Source organism: Ferrovibrio sp. GW821-FHT12B10 (assembly GCF_058807515.1).
Genome location: NZ_JBXAQT010000001.1, coordinates 2,939,506 through 2,965,809, shown reverse-complemented (window position 1 = coordinate 2,965,809; position 26,304 = coordinate 2,939,506). Strand labels below are relative to the sequence as shown.

The following is a 26,304-nucleotide window of genomic DNA, read 5'->3' as shown; positions in this document are numbered from 1 at the left end:
CCCATGTTCTCGCTCGGCGCGCTTGCCTTCGCCACACCCTGGGCGCTTGCCGCACTGGCCGCCCTGCCCGTGCTCTGGTGGCTGCTGCGCATCACGCCGCCGCAGCCCAAGCTGGTCACCTTCCCGCCGCTGCGCCTGCTGCAGCTGCTGCGGCCCAAGGAAGAGACGCCGGCCCATACGCCGCTCTGGCTGCTGATCCTGCGGCTGCTGATCGCAGCCCTGGTGATCCTGGCCCTGGCCGAACCTATCCTCAATCCGCAGGCCGCCCAGCGCGACGGCAATGCGCTCGTGCTGGTGATCGATGACGGCTGGACTGCCGCGCCGCGCTGGCGCGAGAAGCTGTCGCGCGCCAACGACGTGCTCGACTCCGCCGAACGCGACGGCCGCCCTGCCCTGCTGATCACCACGGCGGCGCCGGCAAGCGGTGAACCGCTGCAGGCCGGCCAGTTGATGCCAGCGGCCGAACTGAAGCCCATCGTCGCCGGCCTGCAACCCAAATCCTGGCCGAGCGACCGCGCCGCCCTGGTGCAGGCGCTGCAGCAGGCGCGTCTGCCCGAGTCGGCCGATGTGGTCTGGCTGTCCGACGGCCTGCGCGACGACGAGATCGGCGAAACGGCCTATACGCTGGCGGAATGGCTGCTGCGGCTCGGCCCCTTGAGCGTGATCATGTCGTCTGCCGGCGATGGCCCGCTGATCCTGTTGCCGCCGGTGACCAATACGCAGGGCGACACGGTGACGCTGCGCCGGCCGCCCGGCGCCAATGAGGAACTGAGCGTGACGCTGCGCGCCGTCACCGATCAGGGCCGCGTGCTGGCCCGCGACACCGTCACCTTCCCCAGCCGCTCGGAAACCACGTCGCTCAAGCTCGATCTGCCGACTGAGCTGCGCAACCAGTTGGCGCGCCTGGAAATCGAACAGCAGCCGAGCGCGGGCAGCGTACATCTGCTGGACGATCGCTGGCGCCGCCGCCCGGTCGGGCTGGTCTCCGGCGGTGCGGTGGAAACCCGCCAGCCGCTGCTGGGTGACCTGTTCTATCTGGAACGCGCGCTCGGGCCTTACGCGGAACTGCGCACCGCCTCAATCGCCGACCTGCTGCAGCGCGAACTGGCCGTGGTGGTGCTGGCCGACGTGGCGCAGGTGGTGGCAAGCGAAAGCCGCCAGCTCGACGACTGGATCGACAAGGGCGGCGTGCTGTTGCGCTTTGCGGGTCCGCGCATGGCCGAAACCAATGACAGCCTGCTGCCGGTGAAACTGCGGCAGGGCGCCCGCCAGCTCGGCGGCGCGCTGTCCTGGTCGCAGCCGCAGCGTCTGGGCAGCACGCCCGAGACCAGCCCCTTCTATGGCCTATCCGGCGGCAATGAAGTCACGGTCAGCCGCCAGGTGCTGGCTGAGCCGGAGCCGCAGCTCGGCGACAAAACCTGGCTGCGCCTGGAAGACGGCACGCCACTGGTCACCGCCACCCAGCGCGGCAAGGGCTGGCTGATCCTGGTCCATACCAGCGCCAATGCGCTGTGGTCCGACCTGGCGCTCAGCGGCTTCTATGTCGACATGCTGCGCAAGGTGATCGACCTGTCGCAGGGCGTCGCCATCACGGGCGAGACCGCCGACACGCCACTGCCGCCGCTCAGCGTGCTGGATGGCTTTGGCCGCAGCGTCGAACCTGGCCCCGCCGTGCAGCCGCTGCCGCCGCGCAACATCACCGGCACCAGACCCAGCCCGCGCCATCCGCCGGGCTGGTACGGCCGCCTCGACAGCCGGCAGGCGCTGAATACCACGACGGTGGACACCAAGCTCCAGCGCATCGACCGCTGGCCGGCCGACGTCACGCTGATCAACCTCGACAGCACCGCACGCGAAACGCATCTGCTGCCCTGGCTGCTGGGCGCGGCGCTGCTGCTGTTCCTCGCCGACTGGCTGATCGGCCTGGGCTTGCGCGGCCTGCTGCCGCGCCTGCCGCGTCCTGCCGTGGCCGGCGCCGCGCTGTTCGGGTTGTTGTTGCTCGCTGGCACTGCCGATGCGCAGCCGCGCCGCAGCACGCTGTCGGCCAATGACGAATTCGCCCTGAAAGCCTCGCTCGATCTGCGACTGGCCTATGTCGTCACCGGCCAGGCCGATGTCGACCAGATGAGCCGCTCAGGTTTGTACGGCCTCACAGAAGTGCTGTTCCGCCGCACCTCGATCGAGGCGAGCGAACCGCTGGGCGTGAATCTCGAAGCCGACGACATCTCGCTGGTGCCCTTCCTCTACTGGCCGGTGACGCCGCAGCAGCCGAACCTGTCCGATGCGGCGCTGCGCCGGCTCGACCAGTACATGAAGACTGGCGGCCTAATCCTGTTCGACACCCGCGACCAGGCCATGGGTCTGAGCGGCACGGCGGCCAGCCCCAATACCGAAAAGCTGCGCCAGTTGCTCGCGCGTCTCGACATCCCGCCGCTGATGCCGGTGCCCGATGACCACGTACTGACCAAGGCATTTTACCTGCTGCAGGATTTCCCTGGCCGCTATTCCGGCGGTACGCTCTGGGTCGAGCGCAATCCTGGCGGCGACAAGGATGGCGTCACCTCGATCGTCATCGGCAGCCACGACTTCGCTGCGGCCTGGGCGATGGATGCCAACGGCCGGCCGCTGGCCGTCACCGTCCCCAACCTTCCGCGCCAGCGCGAATATTCGTACCGCTTCGGCGTGAATCTGCTGATCTATACGCTCACCGGCAACTACAAGGCCGACCAGGTGCATGTGCCCGCGCTGCTCGAGCGCCTGGGGAATTAAGCCGCCGGCATGAACAGCACCTTCACCTTTGATTTCTCGCCCCTGCTGCCCTGGCCGCTGCTGCTGGCCTGTATCGTTACGGCACTGCTTTTGACCGGCATCGGCCTGTGGCGGCGCGCACGTGGCACGTTGCTGCGCATGCTGGTTGCACTGCTGGCCATCGGCACGCTGGCCAATCCGGTGGCCCGTAAGGAAGACCGCAGCACCTTGCCCGACATCGCCGTGGTGGTGGTGGACGAAAGCCCGAGTCAGGGCATCGGCGACCGACGCCGGCAGGCAGAAGAAGCGGAGGCCGCGCTGCGCGAGAAGCTGGGTGCGGTGGAGAATCTGGAAGTGCGCGTGGTGCGCGCTGGCAAGCCAGCCAGCGAGAATGCCGAACGCGACGAAGGCACACGGCTCTTCTCGGCGCTGACCATGGCGCTCAGCGACCTGCCGCGCCATCGCCTTGCCGGCAGCATCCTGGTTACCGACGGCCAGGTGCACGATCTGCCGGGCGACATGGCGGCGGCGCAGGACGTGACCGGCGCGCCGGTGCATGTGCTGCTGACTGGCCAGCCCAATGAACGCGACCGCCGCCTGGTGGTGCGCAATGCACCGACCTTCGGCATGGTCAACCAGGACCTCAGCGTCACCCTGCGTGTCGACGATACCGGCGCGGCAGCCAACGAAACCGCGCAACTCCGGTTCCGCCAGCAGGATGCCGGCGAACAGATGATCACCGTGCCGGTCGGCCGTGACGTCACCGTGCCGTTCAAGCTGCCGCGCGCCGGCCGCAGCCTGCTGGAATTCGAAGTCGCGCCGATCCCGAATGAACTGACGCCGCTGAACAACCGCGTCGCGTTGTCGGTGAATGGCGTGCGCGACCGCCTGAATGTCCTGCTGGTTACCGGCGAGGTGCATGCAGGCGAGCGCGTCTGGCGCAACCTGCTGAAGGCCGATCCCAACGTCAACCTCGTCCATTTCACGATTCTCAGGCCGCCGGACAAGCAGGATGGCACGCCGATCCGAGAGTTGTCGCTGATCGCCTTCCCGATCCGCGAGCTGTTCGAGATCAAGCTGAACGACTTCGACCTGATCATCTTCGACCGCTACCGGCGGCGCGGCATTCTGCCGACCGCGTATTACGAGAATATCGCCCGCTACGTTGAGCGTGGCGGTGCCTTCCTTGAGGTTTCCGGTCCGGCCTATGCCACGCCGCTGAGCATTTATCGCACGCCAGTGTCGGATATCCTGCCCGGCCGTCCGACCGGCACCGTGCGCACCGAGCCCTTCACGGCGCAACTGAGCGCCACCGGCAAGCGCCATCCGGTAACGGCAGGCCTGCCGGGATCGGTGGGCGAGAACGGCCTGCCGAACTGGAGCCGCTGGTTCCGCGTCGTCAACGTGGACGTGACCCGCGGCTACAGCGTGCTGGAGACGCCCAATCGCGAACCGCTGCTGGTACTCGACCGCGTCGGCAAAGGCCGCGTGGGGCAGTTCTATTCCGACCATATCTGGCTGTGGTCGCGCGGTTTCGAAAGTGGTGGCCCACAGGCCGAAGTGCTGCGCCGCCTGTCGCATTGGCTGATGAAGGAACCCGACCTGGAGGAAGAGGCACTGCGCGCCGAAGCCAAGGGCGGCCGGCTGGAGATCGAACGCCAGAGCCTGAAGGAAAGCCGCGAGCCAGTGACCATCACCCGCCCCGACGGTTCGGAGGTAAAGCTCACTCTGGAAGAGCGCGGCAACGGCATCGCCAGCAATGTCCTGCCGGTCGACATGCCCGGTATCTACCGCGTAAAGGACGGCGACAAGGAAACGGTCGCCACCGTGGGTTCGATCAACCCACGCGAATTCGCCGATGCCCGCGCCACTGCGGCCATCCTGAAGCCGCTGACCGATGCCAGCAACGGCAGCGCCCACTGGCTGCGCGACGGCGTACCCGATATCCGCATGATCGAAAAGCCAACGCGCATCGCCGCGCGCGAACAGGCCGGTCGCAACTGGATCGGGCTCTATCGCCAGAACGACTATGTCGTCACCGGACTGACGCTGACGCCGCTGGCCCTGCCGCTGGCGGTGCTGACCGCGATGCTGCTGGCGCTGCTGCTGATGTGGCGACGCGAAAGCCGCTAAGCCTTACGCTGCCACCTTGCGCTTGCGGGGCGGCTTGCCCACCACGCCCTGCACACCCTTCAGCGCGCCTGGCGCCAGCTCCATCACCTGGAAGCGCTCGCGCTCGACCCAGCCCGGCATCTCCAGGCCGCGGTCGGCGGCCCCGATGAAACCGAAGGGTTCGTAATAGGGCTTGTCGCCGACCAGGATGCACAGGCCATGGCCGAGCCGCGCGGCCGTATAGAGGCTGTGCCGGATCAGCGCCCGGCCGATGCCCTTGCCCTGATAGTCGGGATGAACCGCCACCGGCCCCAGCATGACGGCCGACGTCGCCGCATCGCCGATGCTGACCGGCCAGTAACGGATCGAGCCCAGCACCACCCCATCCTCGTCGCGCACGACGAAGGCCAGCGGCTTCATATGGGCCACGCCCTCGCGCAGCCGGTAGACGGTCTTGCGCGTGCGCTCGGATCCGAAGGTGAGATCCAACAGGGCATCGATCTGGGCGGCGTCCGTGGGCCGCTCCGGCAGAATGGGGTACATGACTTTGCTTCCAGCAACGAGTTCTGAGACCAGAGGCGGACGGGCGGCCTTAGCCTTGCGTCCGGTTGGCCGGCGCGTGCTCATTGGAAGCGGATTGTCGGGATTGGATGGCGACTATGACCCAGCTTCAGCGCGCACGAGCGGCCGTAACGCACCGCTTTCGCATTTGCTGCTGCGGTGCGCCAATACGGGCTCGTCGATGTCGCCACTGGCGGGTCATGAGACTGAATCCTGTTGTCGCAAAAGGTCGATAGCATAGCCGTCCGGAGGCGTAAACCCGGTTTCACGGGGATTTCATACGCGCAGGCGCGTTCCTTGGCCGGGCTGTGTCTGCCAGAACACACTCCCAGGGCGGCTCGGGGCCAAATTTGCCGGCTAAGAAATCGATGAAGGCCCGCACTTTCGGGGTCAGGTAGCGCTGGGCCGGATAGACGGCATAGATGTTCAGCGGCGCGCGCTCATAGGCCTCGAGCAATGGCACCAGGCGCCCGGCAGCCACATCCGGCCCGACAATGAAGCTGGGCAGATGCGCGACGCCATGCCCGGCAATCGCGGCATCGCGCAACGAGTCGCCGTTGTTGGTGGTCAGCCGGCCCGACACTTTGATCGCATAGGGCCCGCCCGCCCCCTCATAGCGCCAGGTCTCTGGCTCGGGCAGGTATTTGTAGAGCAGGCATTCATGCTGGCGCAGGTCATCCGGCTTGAGCGGCACGCCGGCCTTGCGCAGGTAGGATTCCGCGGCACAGGTGATCGGCCGCACCGGGGCCAGCCGCCGCGCCGTCAGCGTGGAATCGGCCAGAGCCGCGCCGATGCGGATGGCAACATCCACCTCTTCTTCCAGCAAGTCGACCGTGCGGTCATTGAAGGTGAGGTCGACCTTCAGTTCCGGACAGAGCGCCAGCAGTTCGGGCAGCAGCGGCGCCACATAGGCCAGACCAAAGCTCATCGGCAGGTTCACCCGCAACAAGCCGCGCGGCAGCGCCTGCAGGTTCTGCACGGCGGCATCCACGGCTTCGGCTTCCTGCAGCACGCGCTGAGCATGTTCCAGAACGATACGGCCGGTCTCTGTCAGTGACAGCTTGCGTGTGGTCCGCTGCAGCAGCTGCGTTCCCAAACGCTGCTCCAACCGGGAAACCTGCTTGGAGACAGCGGATTTGGAGAGGCCCATGGCTCCGGCCGCGCCGCTGAAGCTTTCCAGCTCTACGACACGAGCAAAGACGGCAAGATCGGCTAGATGGTCCATATTGTTTCCTTAAAGAAACAATCATATTCCAAACGCAATATTGTTTCAAATACGAAAAAGCATACGTTGGCCATCGAGACAAACACCACCCCGCCCAAACCACAGGAGAGGCGATCATGACCAAGGTTCTCGTTCTTTATCATTCGATGTACGGCCATGTTGAGAAGATGGCCGAGGCGGTCGCTGCCGGTGCCCGTGAAATCCCCGGCGCCAACGTGACGATCAAGCGCGTGCCCGAGACCATGCCGGAAGAAGCCTTCAGGAAGGCCGGCGGCAAGTGGGACCAGGCTGCCCCTATCGCCAGCCCGGCTGAACTGGCCGACTATGACGCCATCATCTTCGGCACCGGCACCCGCTTCGGCAACATGAGCGGCCAGATGCGCAGCTTCCTCGACCAGACCGGCGGTCTGTGGGTGAAGGGTGCGCTGGTCGGCAAGGTCGGCAGCGTCTTCGTCTCCACCGGCACCGGTGGCGGCAACGAAACCACGGTCAGCAGCTTCCACACCACCCTGCTGCATCATGGCCTGGTCATCGTCGGCCTGCCCTATGCCATCCCGGAAACGATGGACATCAGCGCGGTGAAGGGCGGCTCGCCGCTTGGCGCCGGCACCATCGCGGGCGCCGACGGCAGCCGCAGCCCGAGCGAGACCGAACTCAAACTCGCCCGCTTCCAGGGCAAGCATGTGGCGGGCATTGCCGCCAAATTGAAGGCTTAACTCTACAGACTCCGGCGACGGCTGGTATGATCAGCCGTCGCCGATGGAGGTTCCCATGATGCACGTTGTTCCCTTCGACAAACTCGGCCGCATGAATATCGACTGGCTGAACAGCCGGTTCCACTTCAACTTCTCCGGCGTCGCTGCGCCGATGGGCTTCGGCTTCGGTCCGTTGCGCGTATGGAATGATGACGAGATTGCCGCGCAGTCGGGCTTCCCGATGCATGGCCATCGCGACATGGAGATCATCACCTATGTCACCAAGGGCGCGATCAGCCACGAGGACAGCTTGGGCAACAAGGGCCGCACCCCGGCCGGCGATGTACAGGTGATGTCCGCCGGCACCGGCATCATGCATTCGGAGTTCAACGCCGAAGACGAGATGACGCATCTGTTCCAGATCTGGATCGAGCCGCGCCAGGCCAAGCTGAAGCCGCGCTGGGACCAGGCGCAGTTCCCCAAGGCCGACCGCGCCAACCGGCTGGTGCCACTGGCGTCCGGCGAGGAAGCGGTGCTCTCGGCCAATGCCGGCACGCTGCTGATCCATCAAGACGCCACGCTCTACGGCGCCCTGATCGAAAAGGGTGCGTCGGTGACCTATGAACAGAAGCCCGACCGCATGGGCTATCTGGTGGTGGCCGAAGGCAGCGTCAGCATTGATGGCGTCGATATCGCTACCCGCGCCGGTGCGGCGCTGGCCAGCGAAGGCGACGGCGCGGTGGAAATCAAGGCGGCGAACGGCGCGGAATTCCTGCTGTTCGACCTGCCCCGTCCGAAGCAGACGAACTAGTCCGTCTTTGCACCATCAGGCCCTGGGCGATGCAAGCCGCCCAGGGCTTTTTCTATGCGCTCGATATCGCCCAGGAACAGCGTATTCGGTCCACCAAAGGGCAGGCCGATACCGCTGTCCTTCAGCGACTTCATGATAGCGAAACGCAGGTCGCTTTCGATCAGGTGACGCCGCTCCACATCGGCGATATGGCCGCGCAGCGAGAAGGTCAGCTGGCCCGAGGACAGGTCGCGGAAAATTACCTCCGGCGACGGCATGCTCAGAATTTCCTCGTGATTCTTCAGCACGCCCAGCAGAACTTCGCGGGCTTTCTCAACATCGGCGGCATAGGACAGCGGCACGTTGATGTCGATGCGGCCCAGGCGATTGCGATGGGTCCAGTTCATCACCGACTGCGAGATCAGCTCGGAATTCGGGATGATCACCGAGGCGCGCGGGAAGGTCTCGATCTCGGTCGAACGCACATTGATGCGCCGGACATAGCCTTCCTTGCCCCCGACCGAGACCCAGTCGCCAACCTTCACTGGGCGTTCGATCAACAGGATGATGCCCGAGACGAAGTTGTTGACGATATTCTGCAAGCCGAAACCGATACCCACGGTCAGGGCGCCGGCGATGATCGCCAGATTGGACAGATCGAGGCCGATGGCGCCGATGCCCGCCACGATAGCCAGCAGATAGCCGGCATAGGTCAGGCCGGTGACCATGGAGTTGCGCACGCCGGGATCGATGCCGCTCTGCTGCTCCAGCCGTGCGTTCAGACCGCCGCTCAGGAGGCGCGTGATGCCGATGCCAACCACCAGGATCATCAGCGCCGCCAGGATATTGCCCAGCGAGATCGTCACCGGGCCAATGGCCACGCCGTAGAACAGTTCCAGCGAATAGCTGACCAGCGTCGCCCGGTTGATGCCCCAGGCCAGCGCCAGGAAAATCAGCAGCAGCATGAACAGAACGATGTCGGCCAGCAGGCCAAGCAACAGCCGCGAGGTCGTGCTCAGCGGGCCACTCAGACCCAGGCTCTGGCGCCAGATGCGGAAACGGCTTTCCGGACTCTCGGCCAGATTGGCCAGGCCGTCACGGATCGCGTTGCGCACCAGCACATAAGCCGCCAGCGCCAGGGCCGACCCCAGCAGGCCATAGGAAACAAAAACCGCGACGCTGTAATAGCCGAGCAGGATGGCGACGAGGGAAAACAGGTTGAGCGTGAAGTTCACCCCAGCCATCAGGCGCAACGGCCGCCAGTCATCGGGCAGCGTGCGCCACAGCCGTGGATCGGCGAAGCCGAGGTTGGCCAATACCAGGAATGTCGCCACGGCAGCAATCACGAGGTCGCGGCCGGCGGTACCGAAATCAGGCACGCGCGACGGCGCCACCAGCAGGGCGACCAGCACGATACCGATAACAAAGCCGCCGGTGCGGCGCAGCAGACTTTCCCGCCCGGGCTTGGGCAGAGGGATCAGCGCCCAGGCCGGCTGGCGCGGTGCCAGCGCCGCCTGCGCCAGACCGTAGGCCAGCAACGCGATGGTGAAAGCCTGCATCATCGTATAGAGCATGCTGCCGACCAGACCATTGGCCCAACCATTGCCAACCAGCACGCCGTAAGCGGCCCACAGCACCACCAGCGGCACGGCGGTGCGGCGGATCAGTTCGGTAAAGGCGGCGATCGTGCGGCGCACCTGGGACGGATCTTCGTTGCCGGGCTGAATGCCGTATTGCCGTCGCAGCCAGCGTTGCGCCGGCATCAGCAGGCCGATGGACAGTGCCGTGACCAACAGAATTTGAAGCAACGTCGTCGTGGTCGACTTGCGTTCGTCATTGGCCAGCCACCACTCCTGCGGCGCCGCAAACACCTGCGCCGACACAGCCTGCACCTCGGCAAAACCGTCGCGCCAGAACACCGGATTGAATGGCGAGGGGCCGCGATAGATCAGTTGACGGGTGAACTGCCGCCGCGCCTGATCAGCCACCTCGTCCTGCAGCGCCACGATACGCGCCAGCGCCAGCTCGGTCTGCTTCACACTGTCCTGGTTGGCCTGCAGCCGGGTCGAAACCTGGCGGCGCGACTCCGCCACGGCAGCCGACTCGCGCGGTTGTCCTGCCGCCGGTGCAGGCCCGAGCGCATCGAGCTGGATCTGTGTCGCCGTGACGGCCTGCCTGAACAGATCGCGTTCCTGCGTGGCGGTGACGCGCAGGCGATCAAGGTCGGTGCGCAAGGCTGCGAAATCGTCGTCGTTGAGGCGCGGATCGCGCAACTGGCGCTCGATGCCGCCGAGCACGGCGGGCCAGTTGGTCTGCGCCGGACGATCCGACGACGCGACCGGTGCGGCCGGTTGGCTCAGGGCCGGCGGAACCGTCAGCGGACTGATCAGCAGCAAAACAAGAAGAGTGAGGCGCGAGAAGGAGGTCATGCGAGCGGACACTGAAGGCGGAAGGATGATTATTGAACCCGGTGGCCGGGCATGGCTGCAATCTACCCTGTCTGCTCCGGGAATGGGGCAAAAACTGGGCCGCCATTAATCACCCGGCGCTCACGGACCGCACCTTGACTTCATGGGCCACGCTGTCTTTGCTGGCTGCATGGCCGAACGACTGGATTGCGATATTGCCGTCATCGGCGCGGGTGCCGGCGGCATTGCTGTCGCAACCGGCGCCGCCGTCATGGGCGCGCGCACCATCCTGATCGAGCGCGGCCGCATGGGTGGCAACCGCCTGCATGGCGGCGATATCCCCACCGCCGCGCTGATCATGGCCGGCCGCCATGCCGTGGCCTGGCGCGCCGCCGAGGCCTTCGGTATCCGCCATGACGAACCCGAAATCGATTTCTCCGCCGCGATGCGCCGGGTGCAAGCAACTGTCGCCGCGCAGGCGCCCAGTGATTCGGCCGAGCGGCTTGCCGCGCTGGGCGCCACCGTGCTGCAGGGCGAAGCGCGCTTCATGGCTGCCGACCGCCTCAGCGTCGGCGATACCGTGATCCGACCGCGCCGTGTGGTGATCGCCAGTGGCTCACGCCCCGCCGTGCCGCCGATCGAAGGCCTGGCTGGCATCCCCTATCTCACTACCGACACGCTGTTCACCGCGCTGACCGACCGGCCGCTGCATCTGTTGGTCATCGGCGGCGGCCCGACCGGCGTCGAACTGGCGCAGGCCTTCCGTCGCCTCGGAACCCGCGTCACGCTGATCGAGCGCCTGCGCTGCCTGAACCGCTGCGACCCCGAACTGAGCGGCCTGCTAGTCGACACGCTGCGCACCGAGGGCGTGATCGTGCATGAGCAAACGGAAGTGACGCTGGCCGAGGACACCGCCTCTGGCATCGTGTTGACGCTGCATCATGCCGATGGCAGCAGCACGCGCATTGCCGGTTCGCATCTGCTGCTGGCGACGGGACGCGTACCGAACAGCGATGATCTCGGTCTCGAGGCCGCGAGTGTGCGCCATGATGCGCGCGGTATCGCCGTGGATGCACGGCTGCGCAGCAGCAACCGCCGCGTCTGGGCTGTCGGCGATGTCACCGGCCTCAGCCCTGCCACCCCTACGGCGCGCCACCATGCTGCCGTCGTGCTGAAGAACATCCTGTTCCGGCTGCCGGCACGCACCGATCACAGCGCCCTTCCTTACGTGATCTACGGCGATCCGGAGTATGCCAGCGTCGGCCTGTCCGAATCCGCAGCGCGGGCAACTCATGGCCGAATCAACATCCTGCGCCAGGCCTTCGCCGCCAACGACCGCGCCCAGGCCGAGGGCCGGACCGACGGCCAGATCAAGGTGATTGTCGCCCCGAACCGAGGCCGCATCCTGGGGGTGACCATTGCCGGACCGCTGGCGGCCGACCTGATCCAACCCTGGCAGCTCGCCATCGCCAAGGGACTCGGCATCGGCGCCCTGCAGGGCCTCTCATTCCCCCATCCGACTCGCGGTGAGGCAGGGAAGACCGCGGCCGGCGATTTCTACCGTCCGCGACTGTTAAGTCCGATTCTACGTCGTGTCGCCCAGTTGCTCGCCCGTTTCGACTGACGCTCTATAATAGTGCCCATGAACGGAGGGGTTCCTGAGACGCTGACACGACCGCCGCGCCAGATCAGCGCGGCGAGCCTGTCGCGTCGCCTGCTGCTTCTCACCCTGATCTTCATCGCCATCGTCGAGGTGCTGATCTATCTGCCCGCGATGGCGCGGTTCCGCATCAGCTACCTGGAAGCGCGCATCGAACTGGCCGATCAGGCGGCCCTCGCCCTGCTCGCCGCGCCCGACGGCATGGTCAGCACCGAGCTGGAAGCCGAACTGCTGCGCAATGTCGGCGGCAAGCTGGTCGCCATGCGGCAGCGCGAACGCAACGCCCTGATCCTCAGCGACCGGCAGGAGCTGCCGATGCTGGGCAAACCGATGGATCTCAGCAACTGGATGTGGTGGGAGGCCATCATGGATGCCGGCATGACCCTGAGCGGCCGCGCCGATCCCTTCCTGCGCGTGCTCGGCCCTTCGCCGCGCGATCCACAGACCCGCATCGAGGTGGTGCTGCCCACCGCGCCACTGGCCGAGGCGCTGCGTGAATTCTCCTGGCGCGTTTTCTGGCTGTCACTCATCATCGCCATCTTCATCGGACTTCTGGTTTACGTCAGCCTGCAATGGCTTCTGGTGCGGCCGATCCTGCGCCTGATCGACAGCATCGTCGGGTTCCGCTCCGCGCCCGAAGATGCGCGCCAGATCATCCGGCCCTCCTCGCGCCGCGATGAACTGGGCCTGGCCGAACGCGAACTGCAGATGATGCAGCAGGACCTGCGCCATGCGCTGACCCAGCGCATCCGCCTCGCCCAACTCGGCATCGCGGTCAGCAAGATCAGCCATGACCTGCGCAACATGCTGGCCTCGGCGCAGCTGGTCTCCGACCGCCTGGCCACCTCGGATGACCCCACCGTGCGCCAGGTGGCGCCGCGGCTGGTCTGGTCGATCGACCGCGCCATCGCGCTCTGCGCCCAGACCTTGCGTTACGGCAAGGCCGAGGAACGCGCGCCCGAACCGCGCCGCATCCTGCTGCATCGTATGGTCGACGACATCGCCGCCGGCCTGGGTGTGGCCGATTGCGGCGAGATGCGCTGGCATACCGCGATCCCATCCGATCTGGCCGTGCTGGCCGATCCCGATCATCTGTATCGCGTATTGAACAACCTCGCGCGCAATGCCGCCCAGGCGATGTGCGAGGGCGGCGACATCCGTATTGCTGCGGCCATCAGCGGCGACGTCGTGGTGATCGAGGTGGCAGACAGCGGTGGCGGCCTGAGCGACGCCGCGCAGGCACATCTGTTCGAGCCGTTTCGCGGCGGCCGCACCGGCGGCACCGGCCTGGGCCTTGCCATCGCGCGCGAGCTGATCCGCGCTCATGGCGGCGATCTGGAACTGGCGCGCACCGGCCCGCTGGGCACCACCTTCCGCATCATCCTGCCGAATCCCGCTGAATAGCGCGCAGAACCGGTGCTGCCAGCGCCGTATGGCTAACGCCTTTTAACCATATCACTTAACTGGATATTCAATCCGCCTGACGCGATAATGCGGTCGGCCAGAACGGCCGTGCCCGACTCCGATGGAGTTCCGCAGGAGAGAAACCCATGCGTAGGATTTTCAACGCGATCCTTCTTCCGCTGCTGTGCTTCAGCCTGCTCACAGGTTGTTCCGACACGCGCGACAACCTGACGCCTGCCGCGCAATGGACTGCGGTTGGCCTCGGCTATGAGATCGTCAAGACCAAGATCGAGCGCCGGCTGGAAATCACCTGCAATCCGCTGAACATCATCAGCGACGGCACCTACTGCGTCAGCAACTACAAGCCGACCGACCGCCAGGAAGTCTTCTGCTTCAAGACGCTGGGCGGCGTTGACTGCTACGCCGAACCCGATCCCTATTCGCTGGAAGGCCGCCAGCTGCCGGCGCAGCCACGCGCATTGGCCGATCCGCGCATGCCGATGAACCCGCCGGGCCGCCGCACGCCGCCGCAGGTTGCCACTGCACCGATCGGCGCCGAGCAGGCTGCCGAACCGGCCATGGTCGAACCGGCATCGAGCGACAAGCCCGAACGTCCGGCTGCCGGCGCCAGCGAACTTCCTGCCCCGAAGGCAATGTAAGGTCAGTCTTCCGTCAGGGCAGACAGACCAAGCAGCGCGCGTCGCCGCAGCCACAGGCTGGGGCGGTAACGGTCGTCGCCGGTGATTGCCTGCAGCTGGGTCAGGATGGTGTGCACCGTCTCCAGTCCCATCGCATCGGCCAGCGCCAGCGGGCCGAAGGGATAGCTTAGGCCCAGGGTCATCGCGCGATCGATATCGGCCGGACCGGCGATGCGGATCTGCGCCATCTCGCAGCCCAGATTGGCCACCATGGCGGCGATACGCTGGCCGATGAAGCCGGGACTATCATGGATCGCGGTGACCGCGCGGCCAGCGGCATGGAACTGCGCCACCAGGCCTTCCAACAGGTCGCGCCGCGCGCCCGGTGCCCGCATCAAGGTCAGGCGCTTGTCCAGCTTGCCGGCGATATCGACGGCGAACAGCCGGCGATGGTCGAAGCCGCGACGGGCTGCATAGCCCGAGCAATCCTCCCCCAGCAGGGCGCAGAGGATCGGGCTGTCGCCGTCATCAAATCCACTCACCTCGAAACCAAAGCTGCGCAGCAGTTCGCCCAGCGCCTCGTCATCCTCGGCCAGGGCGACGCGCAGAATCGGATCGGCACTGGCCGGCGCATCGGGCGAGTCCGTGATCGCCTTGCCATCCTCGCCATAGGCGAAAAAGCCCTGCCTGGTCTTGCGGCCGAGCTGGCCGCTTTCCTTCAGAAGCTGATGCAACGGCGAGGTCGCCAGGCGGCGATCGTAGAAATAGCCTTCGTGAATAATCTCACTGACCGGAAAATTCACATCCATGCCGGTCAGGTCCATCAGTTCGAAGGGCCCCATGCGGAAGCCCCAGTTGTCGCGCATCACCGCATCCACCTGGGCCGGCGTCGCCACACCCTCGGATACGATGCGCAAGGCCTCCTGCGTATAGGCACGGCCGCCCAGGTTGACCAGGAAGCCGGGGCTGTCCTGCACCACCACGGGCTGGCGGCCCATGCGTTCACCGGCCTCGACCAGCGCGGCAATCGTGGCATCGCTGCTGCCCGGAGCGCGGATCACCTCGACCAGCTTCATCAGGGGTACGGGATTGAAGAAATGCAGGCCGGCGATGCGGTCGCGATGCTGGCAGGCGCTGGCGATCGAGGCGATGCGCAGCGACGAGGTGTTGGAGGCAAGCAGGCAGTCGGGCCGCACGACGGCTTCGAGCTGGCGAAACACCTCCTGCTTGATCGGCAGATTCTCGACGATGGCCTCCACCACGAGGTCAGCAGGGGCAAAGGCCTTCATGTCCTCGACCACACTCAACCGCGCCTTCGCGGCATCCGCGGCGGCTGGCTCCATGCGGCCCTTAACCACCATCTGGTCCAGTTGCAGAAGCACGGCGTCGCGCGCCTTGGCGGCCGCCCCGGGCGCTGCATCGAAGAGCAGCACCGTCATGCCGCCGGTCATGCCGACCTGCGCGATGCCGCGCCCCATGGCGCCTGCGCCAACCACGCCAAGTGTCTGAATTTTTTGCCTAGATTCGGCCACATTTACCTCCGGATTTCGCCGCATATCCTGCCCAGATGGGTCTTGAACCGCAAGGCACCTCACCCCACATCTTCATCGTTGGAGTGCCTATGAATGAGGGCTCCGACGGGCCTCGCTTAAACTTAAGGAGTCCGCGATGACAACCAGAGTCTCTCTCTTTTCCAGTCCGTTGCTGCTGGGTTTTGACCATGTGGAACGGATGATCGAACGTGCCACCAAGGCGGGTTCGGAAGGCTATCCCCCATACAACATCGAACAGATCGGTGAAGATGGGCTGCGCATCACGCTCGCCGTGGCCGGCTTCGCTTCGCCTGACCTCTCGATCACCGTCGAAGACAAGCAGCTTGTCATCCGAGGTAAGCAAGTCGATGACAAGGAACGGATTTACCTGCATCGCGGCATTGCGGCGCGGCAGTTCCAGCGCAGTTTCGTCCTGGCAGATGGCATTGAAGTCACCGGAGCCGAGCTGGCCAATGGCCTTCTGCACATCCTGCTCCGCCGCCCCCGGCCGGAACCTCAGGTCCGCACCATCGCTATTAATACGACAGACGGCGGCCGTACCGACACCTTGGGTGTCAGCGACAAAAGCCGTGGCAGCGTCTAAGCGCCCTGCCGAAGGAGAAAAACATGGCCACCCCCAGTAACCACGATGTCTACGTGAATACCCGTCGCATGCAGGACACAATGACCCCAGAAACCTTCGCCAATCTTGGCGCGCCAGATCTCGCTTATATCCGGCCGGTGCAAACCGAGGAGGGTCTGGTCTGGGGTGTCTATGCGGCCAATGGCAACCAGCTCGGCTGGGCGCCCGAGCGCGATCTCGCATTCGCCGCCGCCCTGCAAAACGAGCTGATGGCCGTCAGCGTGCACTGACGAATGATCCAGTCCGATCGGCTGCGCCGCCTCAGGCGGCGTGGCTGGTCGGACTGTCGGTGAGCAGGGCGTAAATCGCGTCGGCGCTCTCGGCGCCGCGCAGCTTCTCGCAGACCGCCTTGTCGCGCAGCAGGCGCGATACCCGCGCCAGCGCCTTCAGATGATCGGCGCCGGCGGCTTCCGGCGCCAGCAGCAGGAAGATCAGGTCCACCGGCATCTCGTCGATGGAATCGAAATCGATCGGCCGCTCCACGCGGGCGAACAATCCATACAGCTTGTCCAGGCCAACCAGACGGCCATGCGGAATCGCGATACCGCTGCCCACGCCCGTGGTGCCGAGCCGCTCGCGTTCCAGCAACGTGTCGAAAATGGCGCGTTCGTGTTGCCCGGTGATCCGGGATGCGCGCGACGCCAGTTCCTGCAGCGCCTGCTTTTTACTGTTGGCTTTGAGATTGGCGACAACGCCGTCAGGACTCAAAAGCTGAAAGATTTCCATGGGGAGAGATGCCTCTGCGGCTGCCGTGGCACTACACCGGGTCGCTGACGCGACTCAGGCGAGGTCTCCAACGGCAGGCTGTTGACGCGCATGATGATTGCGTCGTTTGCGCTTATCGCGCCGAACCTGTTTGGCCAGCTTCTCCAGAGCCTGGTCGAAGCTGGCGTAGATTTCCACATCCTGGCCTTCGGCCTGCATGGCAATGCCTGAACCGACATGCACGGAGCAATGGCAGTGATACATCGAGCCATCGCGCTTGAACACGACCTGAGCCTCGATGGCATTGTCCATATACTTCGACACGGATGTGGTGAGGTGGCCCTCGACATAGTCCCGAAGGGATTCGCCAAGGTCGAGTTGCTGTCCGGACGTCAGGATTTTCATGATGCGTCGAAACCCGAGTTCGATCGGTCAGAGCATGATTGTAGTACGGTGGCTCGCGCCCGTCATGCGGCGCGGACCATAGACAAGGCGATTACCCCTGTCAACCGCATCCATTCTCCCTAACCCATTGATTTCAAAGATATCTGCAGCCGAAAATAGCTGTGGATATCACTCAAAGGCGACGGTTTGGACCCGCGTGAGGGTTAAGCCGATTCCGGCTTGGTGCGGAATATCTCGGCCAGACCCTCCGGACTCGATATGGTGACTTCCAGATCCCGTATCAAGCCGTTGGAGATGCCATAAACCCAACCATGCAGGCTGAGATCCTGGCCGCGATGCCAGGCATTCTGCACGATGGTGGTCTTGGCCAGATTGGCGACCTGCTCGCGAACGTTCATTTCGCACAGGGTATTAAGGCGTTTGTACTCATCGACGATGGCGACGAGGTCGTCCTTGTTGCGGTCGAAGACATCGCGGATCGGCCGTAGCCAGTGGTCGATCAGACCCAGTTGCTGCGGATGCATCGCCGCACGCACGCCGCCGCAGCCGTAATGGCCGGTAACGATGACATGCTTCACCTTCAGGAACTCGACGGCATATTGCAGCACCGCCAGGCAATTCAAGTCGGCCGGATGCACCAGGTTGGCGACATTGCGATGGACGAACAGTTCGCCCGGGTCGAGACCGACGATTTCATTCGCCGGCACCCGGCTGTCGGCGCACCCGATCCACAGATAGGCAGGATTCTGCTGGTGCGTCAGCCGGTCAAAGAAGCTCGGATCCACCCGGAGCTTTGACATCGCCCAGTCGCGGTTACTTTCAAACAGCGGCGCAATATCAGCCATCAGTACTCCTCAACCCACTTTCAGCAGGCCGGCCTTCTTGAGGCGGCGACGCTCCACTGACGAGGGAATATTCATCGCTTCGCGGTATTTCGCCACCGTGCGACGGGCGATATCGACGCCCTTGCCGGCCAGCATTTCCACGATCTTGTCATCCGATAGCACGTCTTCGGGCGGTTCGCCGTCGATCAACGACTTAATGCGGTGACGGATCGATTCCGCCGAGAAAGCCTCGCCGCCATCCGTGGCGGCGATGCTGGCGGTGAAGAAATACTTCATCTCGAAAATGCCGCGCGGAGTCGCCATCGTCTTGTTTGATGTGACGCGGCTGACCGTGCTTTCATGCATCTCAATGGCTTCCGCCACCGCGCGCAGGTTCAAGGGCTTCAGATGTGACACGCCATGGCGCAGGAAAGCATCCTGCTGGCGCACGATCTCGCTGGCCACCTTGAGAATGGTCTGGGCACGCTGATCCAGCGACTTGACCAGCCAGTTGGCTGAATTCAGGCAGTCCGACATATAGGACTTGGCCTGCTTGACCTCGGCGCTCTTGGCGCCGTTGGCACCCTTCTCCACCTTGGTGACACGGGCGTAGTAGCGACTGTTGACCAGCACGCGCGGCAACGTCTCGGTGTTCAGTTCGACCGCCCAGCTGCCGTCATTGGCGCGACGGACATAGACATCGGGAACCAGCGTCTGCACCGGCTCGCCACCGAACAGCAGGCCCGGCTTGGGGTTCAGCGCACGGATTTCCTTCACCATGTCGCTGACATCTTCCTGATCCACGCCGCAGATGCGCATCAGGCCGGCAATGTCGCGCTTCGCCAACATTTCCAGGTTGTCGAGCAGCGCCTGCATGGCGGGATCGAGGCGGTCGCGTTCGCGCAGCTGCAGCGCCAGGCATTCCTTCAGCGAGCGCGCAAACAGGCCGGCTGGCTCGATGGTCTGCAGATCGAGCAGCACGGCTTCGACCTCATCGGCCTCGATGCCCAGCCGTGCGCCGATATCCTCCAGCGATTCCGTCAGGTAACCCGCGTCGTCCAGCGCATCGATCAGAGTCTGGCCGATCAGGCGGTCGGTGGCATTGGCCGGCATCAGCAGCCACTGCTCCTGCACATGGTCGCGCAGGTTCTGGGTTTCCGACAGGGTCTGCTCCAGGCCGCTCTCACCGTCCTCGAAACGGGAATTGCCGCCGCTGCCGGTGATGTTGTTGCTGCTCAGGCCCGGCGTATCCGGCCCGGCGGCGTCGTAACCGCTGTCACCGTTGAAGGTGTTGCTGTCGGCTGCGCTGTCGACGTCGAGGCTGTCCTGCGCCTGGCTGGAAATGGAATCAGAGCCGAGGTCCAGCCGCTCGGCCGGTCCGTCGCCATCAGCGACCTCGAAGGCGTCGCGGGCATCCTCGCCCGGCCCGTCACCCTCAATGCGCTCCAGCAGCGGATTGCGCTCGAGTTCCTGTTCGACATAGGCCGTGAGTTCGAGATTGGAAAGCTGCAACAGCTTGATCGCCTGCTGCAGCTGCGGCGTCATTACAAGGGCTTGACCCTGCCTGAGTTCGAGACGCGGACCCAGTGCCATGGCTAAGCCGTCACCAGCTGAACCGCTCGCCGAGATAAACGCGCCGGACGTTTTCGTCGGCCACGATTTCGGTCGGGCTGCCCTCCATCAGGACCTTGCCATCATGCAGGATGTAGGCTCGGTCGATGATATCCAGCGTCTCGCGCACATTATGGTCGGTGATCAACACGCCGATGCCGCGATCCTTCAGATGCGACACCAGCTCGCGGATTTCGCCGACCGCGATCGGATCGATGCCGGCCAGCGGTTCGTCCAACAGCATGAAAGACGGCTGGGTGGCCAGCGCGCGCGCGATCTCGCAACGGCGTCGCTCGCCGCCCGACAGCGCCAGCGCCGGCGTGCGGCGCAGATGGGTGATCGAGAATTCGGCCAGCAGGTCTTCCAGCATGGCCTCGCGCCGGTCATTCTCCGGCTCGACCAGCTCGAGCACCGCGCGGATATTCTGCTCCACCGTGAGACCGCGGAAGATCGAGGCTTCCTGAGGCAGGTAACCCATCCCCAGGCGGGCGCGGCGATACATCGGCAGGCCGGTGATCTCATGGCCATCCAGCGTGATGGCGCCGTGATCGGGATTGATCAGCCCGGTCATGATGTAGAAGGTCGTGGTCTTGCCGGCGCCATTGGGACCAAGCAGGCCGACGGCCTCGCCACGCTGCACATAGAGCGAGACGTCGCGCAGCACCGGGCGCTTCTTGAAACTCTTGCCCAGACGGTGTGCGGCCAGACCCGGTGTCGGATTTTCCGATGCCAGCCGCAGGTCCGGTTTCGCGTCGTCCTTGCCGCTCATCGACGTTGGCCCTGGTTATTCGGGCCGGGTGTCGCCGGCTGCTGTTGCTGGTTGTTGCCGTTCGGCACGATGACGGCCTGCACGCGGCCGCCAGTGGTAAGCGGGTCGCAGGTGCTGCGGCCGGTATCCTGGTACATCACCACGCGGGCACAGCGCACCGTGCTCTGGTCGCTGGTCAGCAGCACATTGCCGGTCAGCGTGATGGTGTTCTTATCGACGTCATAGATGCCAAGGTCGCCCTGGGCGCGCTCGCGCGGCGTCGAGACAAAGACATTGCCCTTGGCTTCCACCTTGGTGATCGAGCTGGCATCCGGGCCGCCGGGCACAATGCCTGGGCCAGGCTTCTGCTGCTGTTGCCCCGGACGCTGCGTGGCGGTCTGGGCCCCGCGGTCGCGGTAATGCACGAACAGCTCTTCTGAACGCAGGCGGCTTTCGCCCTGCACAACATCGACCTTGCCGCGGAAGATCGCCATCTGCTTGTCCTGCTGCACTTCCAGGCTATCGGAGGAAATGTTGACCGGCTGGTCGCTCTTCTGCCGCGCGCCCATGTTGAACTGCGCCGCGGCCGGCAGGCTGCAGGCCACCAGAAGCGTAGCGAGAAGCAATGTCGAAGAAAGCCGCATCACGATCAGCCCCGTTTTTCCTGGGCAAAAATCTTGGTCTTCACCCCGTTGATGAACACCACAACCCTACCGTTATCGTAAATCCGCAGGCCGTTGGCATTGATGGTGCCCATGCCGGTCTGACCCCAGACCTTGTCGTCACTCGAGATCACCTTGGTCTTCATATCGACCTCGGCGGAATTGCCATGCATCTCGTAACCCTGGTCGCCGAACACGGCGATGTTGCCGAACAGGGTGAGTAGCTGGGTGGTGCCATTATAAATGCCGGTGTCGGACGACAGCGCCCACCACTGGCCATTGTTCATGGTCAGGTCGGCCTGCACACGATCCAGCGTCACCTGCTTGTCGTCCTTGGGATCCTGGATGGCACGATCGGCGGTCACCACGTAGGGCTGGCCGCTGGAATCAGACCCGCGGTAGCGCGGATTGTTCATCACCAGGGCGGCATTCTCGCTGTCCACCGCAGTCATGCTCAGCGACAGCAGGTTCTGCCTCTTCGACAGCTGCGGCCAGGCGAAGACCGCCATGATGATGCCCAACGCGATCATCGGCAGAATGAATTTCATGAAGCGCACGAAACGGCGGCGACGCGGAATCCGCGACAGCGCGCCGGCGGCGTCGCGATGACGGAAGCCGGTATTGCGCTCGCGCGCTTCCGCCCTGGCCTGATCCGCTCCCGCTGTCATCACCGCATTCCTCATGTGATTCCGGCGCGCACGCAGTCGTGCATGTGCAGGATGCCCACGGGACGCGCACCGTCCACCACGAAGAAAGCGGTGATACGGCGGCGGTTCATCTCGCCCAGCGCTTCGCCGGCAAGCTGGTTTGGGCCGATGGTGATGGGATTCTTGGTCATCACCGCCTCGACCTTCTGGCTCAGCAGGTCGCCCTCGATATGGCGGCGCAGATCGCCATCGGTGACGATGCCGAGCAGCTTGTCCTTGTCGCGGCCGCTTTTACCGACGATGCCGATGCAGCCGAAGCTGCGGCCGGCCATGGTCACCAGCGCCTCGCGCATCGGCGTCCCCACCGGCACCAGCGGCATTTCGGCCCCCGGATGCATCAGGTCCTTCACCTTGATCAACTGGGTGCCCAGCTTGCCGCCAGGATGGAAGACGCGGAACTGGTCCTTGGTGAAGCCCTTGCGCTCCATCAGGCCGACAGCAAGCGCATCGCCCAGTGCCAGCATCATGGTGGTCGAGGTGGTGGGCGCCTGCGCGATCGGGCAGGCCTCTTCCACCGGCGGCACCAGCAGCACCACATCGGCGGCCTGACCCAATGCCGACTTGGCCTTCTTGGTCATGGCGATCAGCGGAATGGCGAAGCGCTTGGCATGGGCGATCACATCGGCCAGCTCCTGCGTCTCGCCGGAATTCGACAGGCAGATCACCACATCGCCCGGCATGATCATGCCCAGGTCGCCATGGCTCGCCTCGCCTGGATGCACGAAAGCAGCCGGCGTGCCGGTGGAGGCCAGCGTCGCGGCGATCTTGCGCGCCACATGGCCGCTCTTGCCCATGCCGGAAATGATGGCACGCGCATGCGAGCCATCGTCGCGGCTGACCGTCATCAGGATATCGAGGGCCTTGACGAAGTTGGCGTCCAGGTCGGCGGCCAGGGCAGCCAGGCCGTTGGCTTCCATCAGCAGGACGCGGCGGCCGACCTCGATATCGGGATTGCCGCCAGCCGGCCGGCGGCTCGAAACCTGCACGACCTTGCCCGCTGTCGCCCGGGTTTTAACCTGAGCGGCCGCCGCCTTCCGGGGAGTAGCCCCAGAGGTCTTCGCACGTTTTTTTCCGGCGCGCTTAACACGCGCGACGGAGGGTGCGGATGTCATGATCTACCCACCGCTGACGAGACACTAACAAGAATCGTGCCAAGTATGGAGAATCAGGCATGCAATTGCAAACCGCATGACTGGTTCGCAGGCAATTTCAGCAGCTTGTGGACAAAATCGCCATTTCGGCTAAACGCCGGGATCAATGGGCGAAAATATCGTCCTCGGGCCAGCCGGCCAGATCGAGCTCGGCGCGGGCGGGTAGGAAACCGAAGCAGGCTTCGGCCAAGGCCATCCGGCCTTCGCGGGCCAGCATGCCGTCCAGCACTGTCTTGAGCTGGTGCAGGTTGAGCACATCCGAGGCGGCATAGCGCTGCTGCGCCTCGGTCAGTTCATGGGCGCCCCAGTCGGACGACTGTTCCTGCTTGGAGATCTCGACCCCGATCAGATCGCGGCAGAGGTCCTTCAGGCCATGGCGGTCGGTGAAGGTGCGCACCAGCTTGGAGGCCGTGCGGGTGCAATAGACCGGCGTGGTATTGGCGCCGACATACTGCTTCAGCGCCGCCAGGTCGAAGCGGGCGAAGTGAAACAGCTTGAGGATTTTCGGGTTTTCCAGCAGGCGCTTCAGGTTCGGCGCGGCATAGCCGGTGCCGCTGCGGAACTGCACCAGATGCGCGTTGCCATCGCCAGAGGAAAGCTGAACAACGCAAAGGCGGTCGCGCAGCGTGCGCAGGCCCATGGTCTCGGTGTCGATAGCCACCACGGCGCCGAGATCGAGGCCGTCCGGCAGGTCATTCTGATATACGGTGATGGCCATTTATGCGGTGCTCTCTCTTGCGGGCGCGCCCGGAACTCACGGCGCGGCAATCGAGGAATTGGTGCCCAGGATAAGACTCGAACTTACACGACCTTTCGGTCACTAGCACCTGAAGCTAGCGCGTCTACCAATTCCGCCACCTGGGCAGCGGTTCGGGACAACCTGGGGCCGTCCCGACCGAGGCGTGTGTTTACGGCCCCGCCCTGGATAAGTCAAGCGCCGACCCATGGCAATTTCGGGCCTTTTACAGACCCTGAAGCCCAAGGGTTGCAAGGACTTCCGGCGCTGCCGAAACTGGGCCGGATTGTTGGTGCAGGACGAGTGGCTGGGTCGAATGGATAGCGTGGAATGTCTGGTGATCGGAGCCGGGGTGGTCGGTCTGGGCGTGGCCCGGGCCCTGGCCAAGCGGGGCCGCGAAGTGGTGATCGCGGAAGCCGCCGGCCTGATCGGCAGCGAAACCTCCTCGCGCAATTCCGAAGTCATCCATGCCGGCATCTATTACCCGGCCGGCAGCCTCAAGGCCCGACTCTGCGTCGAAGGCAAGGAGGCGCTGTATCGCTATGTGGCCGAGCGCCATGTCGGCCATAACCGCTGCGGCAAGCTGATCGTCGCCGCCGATGACAGCCAGATCGCCGACCTGGAAACGCTGAAGAAAAAAGCCGAGGCCAACGGCGTGCACGACCTGCAATGGCTGACGCGCGAGCAGGCGCTGGCGTTGGAGCCGCATCTGCATTGCACGGCGGCGCTGCTGTCGCCGTCCACCGGCATCATCGACAGCCACGGCCTGATGCTGGCCTATCAGGGTGAGGCCGAGGAACACGGCGCCATGCTGGCGCTGAATGCGCCGGTCATCCGTGGCGAAGTCGCCAATGACGGCATCATCATCGAGACCGGCGGAGCCGATCCGATGACGCTGAAAGCGAAGCTGGTGGTCAACAGCGCCGGCTTCGCGGCGCAAGGCATCGCGGCAAGGATTGCCGGCGTGCGGCCTGACAGCATCCCGGGCAGCTATTACGCCAAGGGCAACTATTTCATCCTTTCAGGTGTGAAGCCGCCATTCTCGCGGCTGATCTATCCGATCCCCACGCCCGGCGGGCTGGGCACCCATGTCACCATCGACATGGGCGGCCAGATGCGGTTCGGCCCCGATGTCGAGTGGATCGATACGGTCGACTACAATGTTGATCCGGCGCGTGGCGACAGCTTCTATGCAGCCGTGCGGCAATACTGGCCCGGCCTGCCCGATGGCGCGATCCAGCCCGGCTATGCCGGCATCCGCCCCAAGCTCAGCCGCGGCGGCAACGCCAAGACAGGCGATGACTTCATGATCCAAGGACCGGAGCAGAGCGGCGCGCCAGGCCTGATCAATCTCTATGGCATCGAAAGCCCTGGCCTCACGGCCTCGCTCAGCATCGGCGACTATGTCGCTGATATGGCCGACAGGATCGCATGAGCGACGCGGCCCTGCTTCTGGACGGCAGGTTCGACCTGGCGGAATCGCCGGTCTGGTCGGTCCCGGAGCAGAAGCTGTGGTTTGTCGATATCCATGTCGCGCATCTGCATTGCCTCGATCCGGCGACGCAAGCGCTGGAAAGCTGGGACATGCCCGCGCATATCGGCTGCATAGCGCAGGCAGCCGAGGGCGGTTTGATCGCCGGCCTGCGCGACGGCATCTGGAAGCTTGCACCGGTCAGCGGCCGTCACCGCAAGCTGGTGCCAGCGCCATTCGATTCCGGCGCCGTCCGCTTTAACGATGGTCGCTGTGACCGCCAGGGCCGCCTCTGGTCCGGCGGCATGGCCGACAACCGCCAGCCCGAAACCGCGCTCTACCGCTTCGATGGCGAGGCGCTGATCCGCCAGGGCATGGCCGGCAGCATTGCCATTTCCAACGGCCTGGCCTGGAGCCCCGATGGCGCGACGATGTATCACGCCGATACACCGACCTGCTGCGTCTACGCCTATGATTACGACGTGAAGACAGCAGCGATTTCGAACCGACGGCTGTTCCTTGACCTGCGCGCCGCCACTGAACGACCCGATGGCGCTGCCGTGGATGCGGCCGGCAATTACTGGGTCGCGCTCTATGGCGCCGGCAAGGTGGCGCAGTTCTCGCCCGCCGGCGAACGCCTGCGCGAGATCCGCCTGCCGGTGAAGGCGCCAACCATGCCCTGTCTCGGCGGGCCGGATATGAAAACGTTGTTCATCACCACCGCACGGCAGAAGCATACACCCGAGGAACTGTCCGCCATGCCACTGTCCGGTGGTATCTTCGCGGCTCGCGTCGATATCCCCGGATTGCCGGAAACACCCTGGGCCATTGTTTAGAGGCCGGCTGATGCATTTTTCCGGCGGATCGC

At 64.7% G+C, this 26,304-nt stretch carries 24 protein-coding genes and 1 tRNA gene; 11 read left to right on the top strand and 14 right to left on the bottom strand.

Going from position 1 to position 26,304, the window contains the following annotated elements:
* Positions 1-3 precede the first annotated feature (3 nt).
* Together AC1RRT_RS14880 and AC1RRT_RS14875 are read left to right on the top strand one after the other, a co-directional pair.
* Positions 4-2,769: a DUF4159 domain-containing protein gene (locus tag AC1RRT_RS14880; protein WP_493014592.1), complete on the top strand. Its 2,766-nt coding sequence runs from the start codon at positions 4-6 to the stop codon at positions 2,767-2,769.
* Between the two features lie 9 nt (positions 2,770-2,778).
* Positions 2,779-4,881, top strand: a complete 2,103-nt coding sequence (locus AC1RRT_RS14875; protein ID WP_493014591.1) for a hypothetical protein — start codon at positions 2,779-2,781, stop codon at positions 4,879-4,881.
* Between the two features lie 3 nt (positions 4,882-4,884).
* Here the strand turns inward: AC1RRT_RS14875 and AC1RRT_RS14870 are convergent, their stop codons facing one another.
* The gene (locus AC1RRT_RS14870; RefSeq protein ID WP_493014590.1) at positions 4,885-5,403 is read right to left on the bottom strand and encodes a GNAT family N-acetyltransferase; all 519 of its coding nucleotides are present in this window, start codon (positions 5,401-5,403) and stop codon (positions 4,885-4,887) included.
* 283 nt (positions 5,404-5,686) lie between these two features.
* Positions 5,687-6,646, bottom strand: coding sequence for a LysR family transcriptional regulator (locus tag AC1RRT_RS14865; RefSeq protein WP_493014589.1), 960 nt, complete (start codon positions 6,644-6,646; stop codon positions 5,687-5,689).
* A 116-nt stretch (positions 6,647-6,762) separates the two neighbouring features.
* Between AC1RRT_RS14865 and wrbA the strand changes: the two genes are divergently transcribed.
* Both wrbA and AC1RRT_RS14855 read left to right on the top strand, forming a co-directional pair.
* Entirely contained in the window at positions 6,763-7,362 is a 600-nt protein-coding gene (gene wrbA / locus AC1RRT_RS14860) for an NAD(P)H:quinone oxidoreductase (RefSeq protein WP_493014588.1), read from the top strand.
* Positions 7,363-7,417: 55 nt separating this feature from the next.
* Entirely contained in the window at positions 7,418-8,152 is a 735-nt protein-coding gene (locus tag AC1RRT_RS14855; protein WP_493014587.1) for a pirin family protein, read from the top strand.
* Here the strand turns inward: AC1RRT_RS14855 and AC1RRT_RS14850 are convergent.
* A complete protein-coding gene (locus tag AC1RRT_RS14850) occupies positions 8,149-10,560 on the bottom strand; it encodes a DUF3772 domain-containing protein (RefSeq protein ID WP_493014586.1) in 2,412 nt (803 codons plus the stop codon). The genes AC1RRT_RS14855 and AC1RRT_RS14850 overlap by 4 nt on opposite strands.
* A 169-nt stretch (positions 10,561-10,729) precedes the next feature.
* Between AC1RRT_RS14850 and AC1RRT_RS14845 the strand changes: the two genes are divergently transcribed.
* From AC1RRT_RS14845 to AC1RRT_RS14835, 3 genes are all read left to right on the top strand, one after another.
* Positions 10,730-12,163, top strand: coding sequence for a dihydrolipoyl dehydrogenase family protein (locus AC1RRT_RS14845; RefSeq protein WP_493014585.1), 1,434 nt, complete (start codon positions 10,730-10,732; stop codon positions 12,161-12,163).
* Positions 12,164-12,181: 18 nt separating this feature from the next.
* On the top strand, positions 12,182-13,603 hold the full coding sequence (locus tag AC1RRT_RS14840; RefSeq protein ID WP_493014584.1) for a sensor histidine kinase: 1,422 nt from the start codon (positions 12,182-12,184) through the stop codon (positions 13,601-13,603).
* A gap of 146 nt (positions 13,604-13,749) precedes the next feature.
* Entirely contained in the window at positions 13,750-14,262 is a 513-nt protein-coding gene (locus tag AC1RRT_RS14835; RefSeq protein ID WP_493014583.1) for a hypothetical protein, read from the top strand.
* A gap of 2 nt (positions 14,263-14,264) precedes the next feature.
* On the opposite strand, the gene AC1RRT_RS14830 is transcribed toward AC1RRT_RS14835, so the two are convergent.
* Positions 14,265-15,797 (bottom strand): 3-hydroxyacyl-CoA dehydrogenase, encoded by a 1,533-nt coding sequence (locus tag AC1RRT_RS14830; RefSeq protein WP_493014582.1) that lies wholly within the window; start codon positions 15,795-15,797, stop codon positions 14,265-14,267.
* 112 nt (positions 15,798-15,909) lie between these two features.
* Here AC1RRT_RS14830 and AC1RRT_RS14825 point away from each other — a divergent pair, with 112 nt between their 5' ends.
* The gene (locus AC1RRT_RS14825; RefSeq protein WP_493014581.1) at positions 15,910-16,377 is read left to right on the top strand and encodes an Hsp20 family protein; all 468 of its coding nucleotides are present in this window, start codon (positions 15,910-15,912) and stop codon (positions 16,375-16,377) included.
* Between the two features lie 23 nt (positions 16,378-16,400).
* Positions 16,401-16,646, top strand: coding sequence for a DUF1150 family protein (locus tag AC1RRT_RS14820; protein ID WP_493014580.1), 246 nt, complete (start codon positions 16,401-16,403; stop codon positions 16,644-16,646).
* A 31-nt stretch (positions 16,647-16,677) separates the two neighbouring features.
* On the opposite strand, the gene ptsN is transcribed toward AC1RRT_RS14820, so the two are convergent.
* The 10 genes from ptsN to AC1RRT_RS14770 all read right to left on the bottom strand — a co-directional run bounded on the left by ptsN (position 16,678) and on the right by AC1RRT_RS14770 (position 24,093).
* Complete coding sequence (ptsN, locus tag AC1RRT_RS14815) at positions 16,678-17,142, bottom strand: PTS IIA-like nitrogen regulatory protein PtsN (protein WP_493014579.1); 465 nt, start codon at positions 17,140-17,142, stop codon at positions 16,678-16,680.
* Between the two features lie 54 nt (positions 17,143-17,196).
* On the bottom strand, positions 17,197-17,526 hold the full coding sequence (gene hpf / locus AC1RRT_RS14810) for a ribosome hibernation-promoting factor, HPF/YfiA family (protein WP_493014578.1): 330 nt from the start codon (positions 17,524-17,526) through the stop codon (positions 17,197-17,199).
* A 203-nt stretch (positions 17,527-17,729) separates the two neighbouring features.
* A complete protein-coding gene (gene can, locus AC1RRT_RS14805; RefSeq protein WP_493014577.1) occupies positions 17,730-18,371 on the bottom strand; it encodes a carbonate dehydratase in 642 nt (213 codons plus the stop codon).
* Positions 18,372-18,380: 9 nt separating this feature from the next.
* Complete coding sequence (gene rpoN / locus AC1RRT_RS14800; protein ID WP_493014576.1) at positions 18,381-19,943, bottom strand: RNA polymerase factor sigma-54; 1,563 nt, start codon at positions 19,941-19,943, stop codon at positions 18,381-18,383.
* Positions 19,944-19,953: 10 nt separating this feature from the next.
* Positions 19,954-20,730 (bottom strand): LPS export ABC transporter ATP-binding protein, encoded by a 777-nt coding sequence (lptB, locus tag AC1RRT_RS14795; RefSeq protein WP_493014575.1) that lies wholly within the window; start codon positions 20,728-20,730, stop codon positions 19,954-19,956.
* Positions 20,727-21,353 carry an LptA/OstA family protein gene (locus AC1RRT_RS14790; RefSeq protein ID WP_493014574.1) on the bottom strand — a complete coding sequence of 209 codons (627 nt, stop codon included), beginning with the start codon at positions 21,351-21,353 and terminating at the stop codon, positions 20,727-20,729. The genes lptB and AC1RRT_RS14790 overlap by 4 nt, the downstream gene beginning before the upstream one ends.
* Positions 21,354-21,358: 5 nt before the next feature.
* A complete protein-coding gene (gene lptC / locus AC1RRT_RS14785; RefSeq protein ID WP_493014573.1) occupies positions 21,359-22,039 on the bottom strand; it encodes an LPS export ABC transporter periplasmic protein LptC in 681 nt (226 codons plus the stop codon).
* A gap of 11 nt (positions 22,040-22,050) precedes the next feature.
* Positions 22,051-23,064, bottom strand: coding sequence for a KpsF/GutQ family sugar-phosphate isomerase (locus AC1RRT_RS14780; RefSeq protein WP_493014572.1), 1,014 nt, complete (start codon positions 23,062-23,064; stop codon positions 22,051-22,053).
* Between the two features lie 268 nt (positions 23,065-23,332).
* Positions 23,333-23,947, bottom strand: coding sequence for a ribonuclease D (locus AC1RRT_RS14775; protein ID WP_493014571.1), 615 nt, complete (start codon positions 23,945-23,947; stop codon positions 23,333-23,335).
* Between the two features lie 59 nt (positions 23,948-24,006).
* Positions 24,007-24,093, bottom strand: a tRNA-Leu gene (locus AC1RRT_RS14770).
* 209 nt (positions 24,094-24,302) lie between these two features.
* Here AC1RRT_RS14770 and AC1RRT_RS14765 point away from each other — a divergent pair.
* A complete protein-coding gene (locus AC1RRT_RS14765) occupies positions 24,303-25,400 on the top strand; it encodes an NAD(P)/FAD-dependent oxidoreductase (protein WP_493014570.1) in 1,098 nt (365 codons plus the stop codon).
* Positions 25,397-26,272 carry an SMP-30/gluconolactonase/LRE family protein gene (locus AC1RRT_RS14760; RefSeq protein ID WP_493014569.1) on the top strand — a complete coding sequence of 292 codons (876 nt, stop codon included), beginning with the start codon at positions 25,397-25,399 and terminating at the stop codon, positions 26,270-26,272. The genes AC1RRT_RS14765 and AC1RRT_RS14760 overlap by 4 nt, the downstream gene beginning before the upstream one ends.
* Positions 26,273-26,304 lie beyond the last annotated feature (32 nt).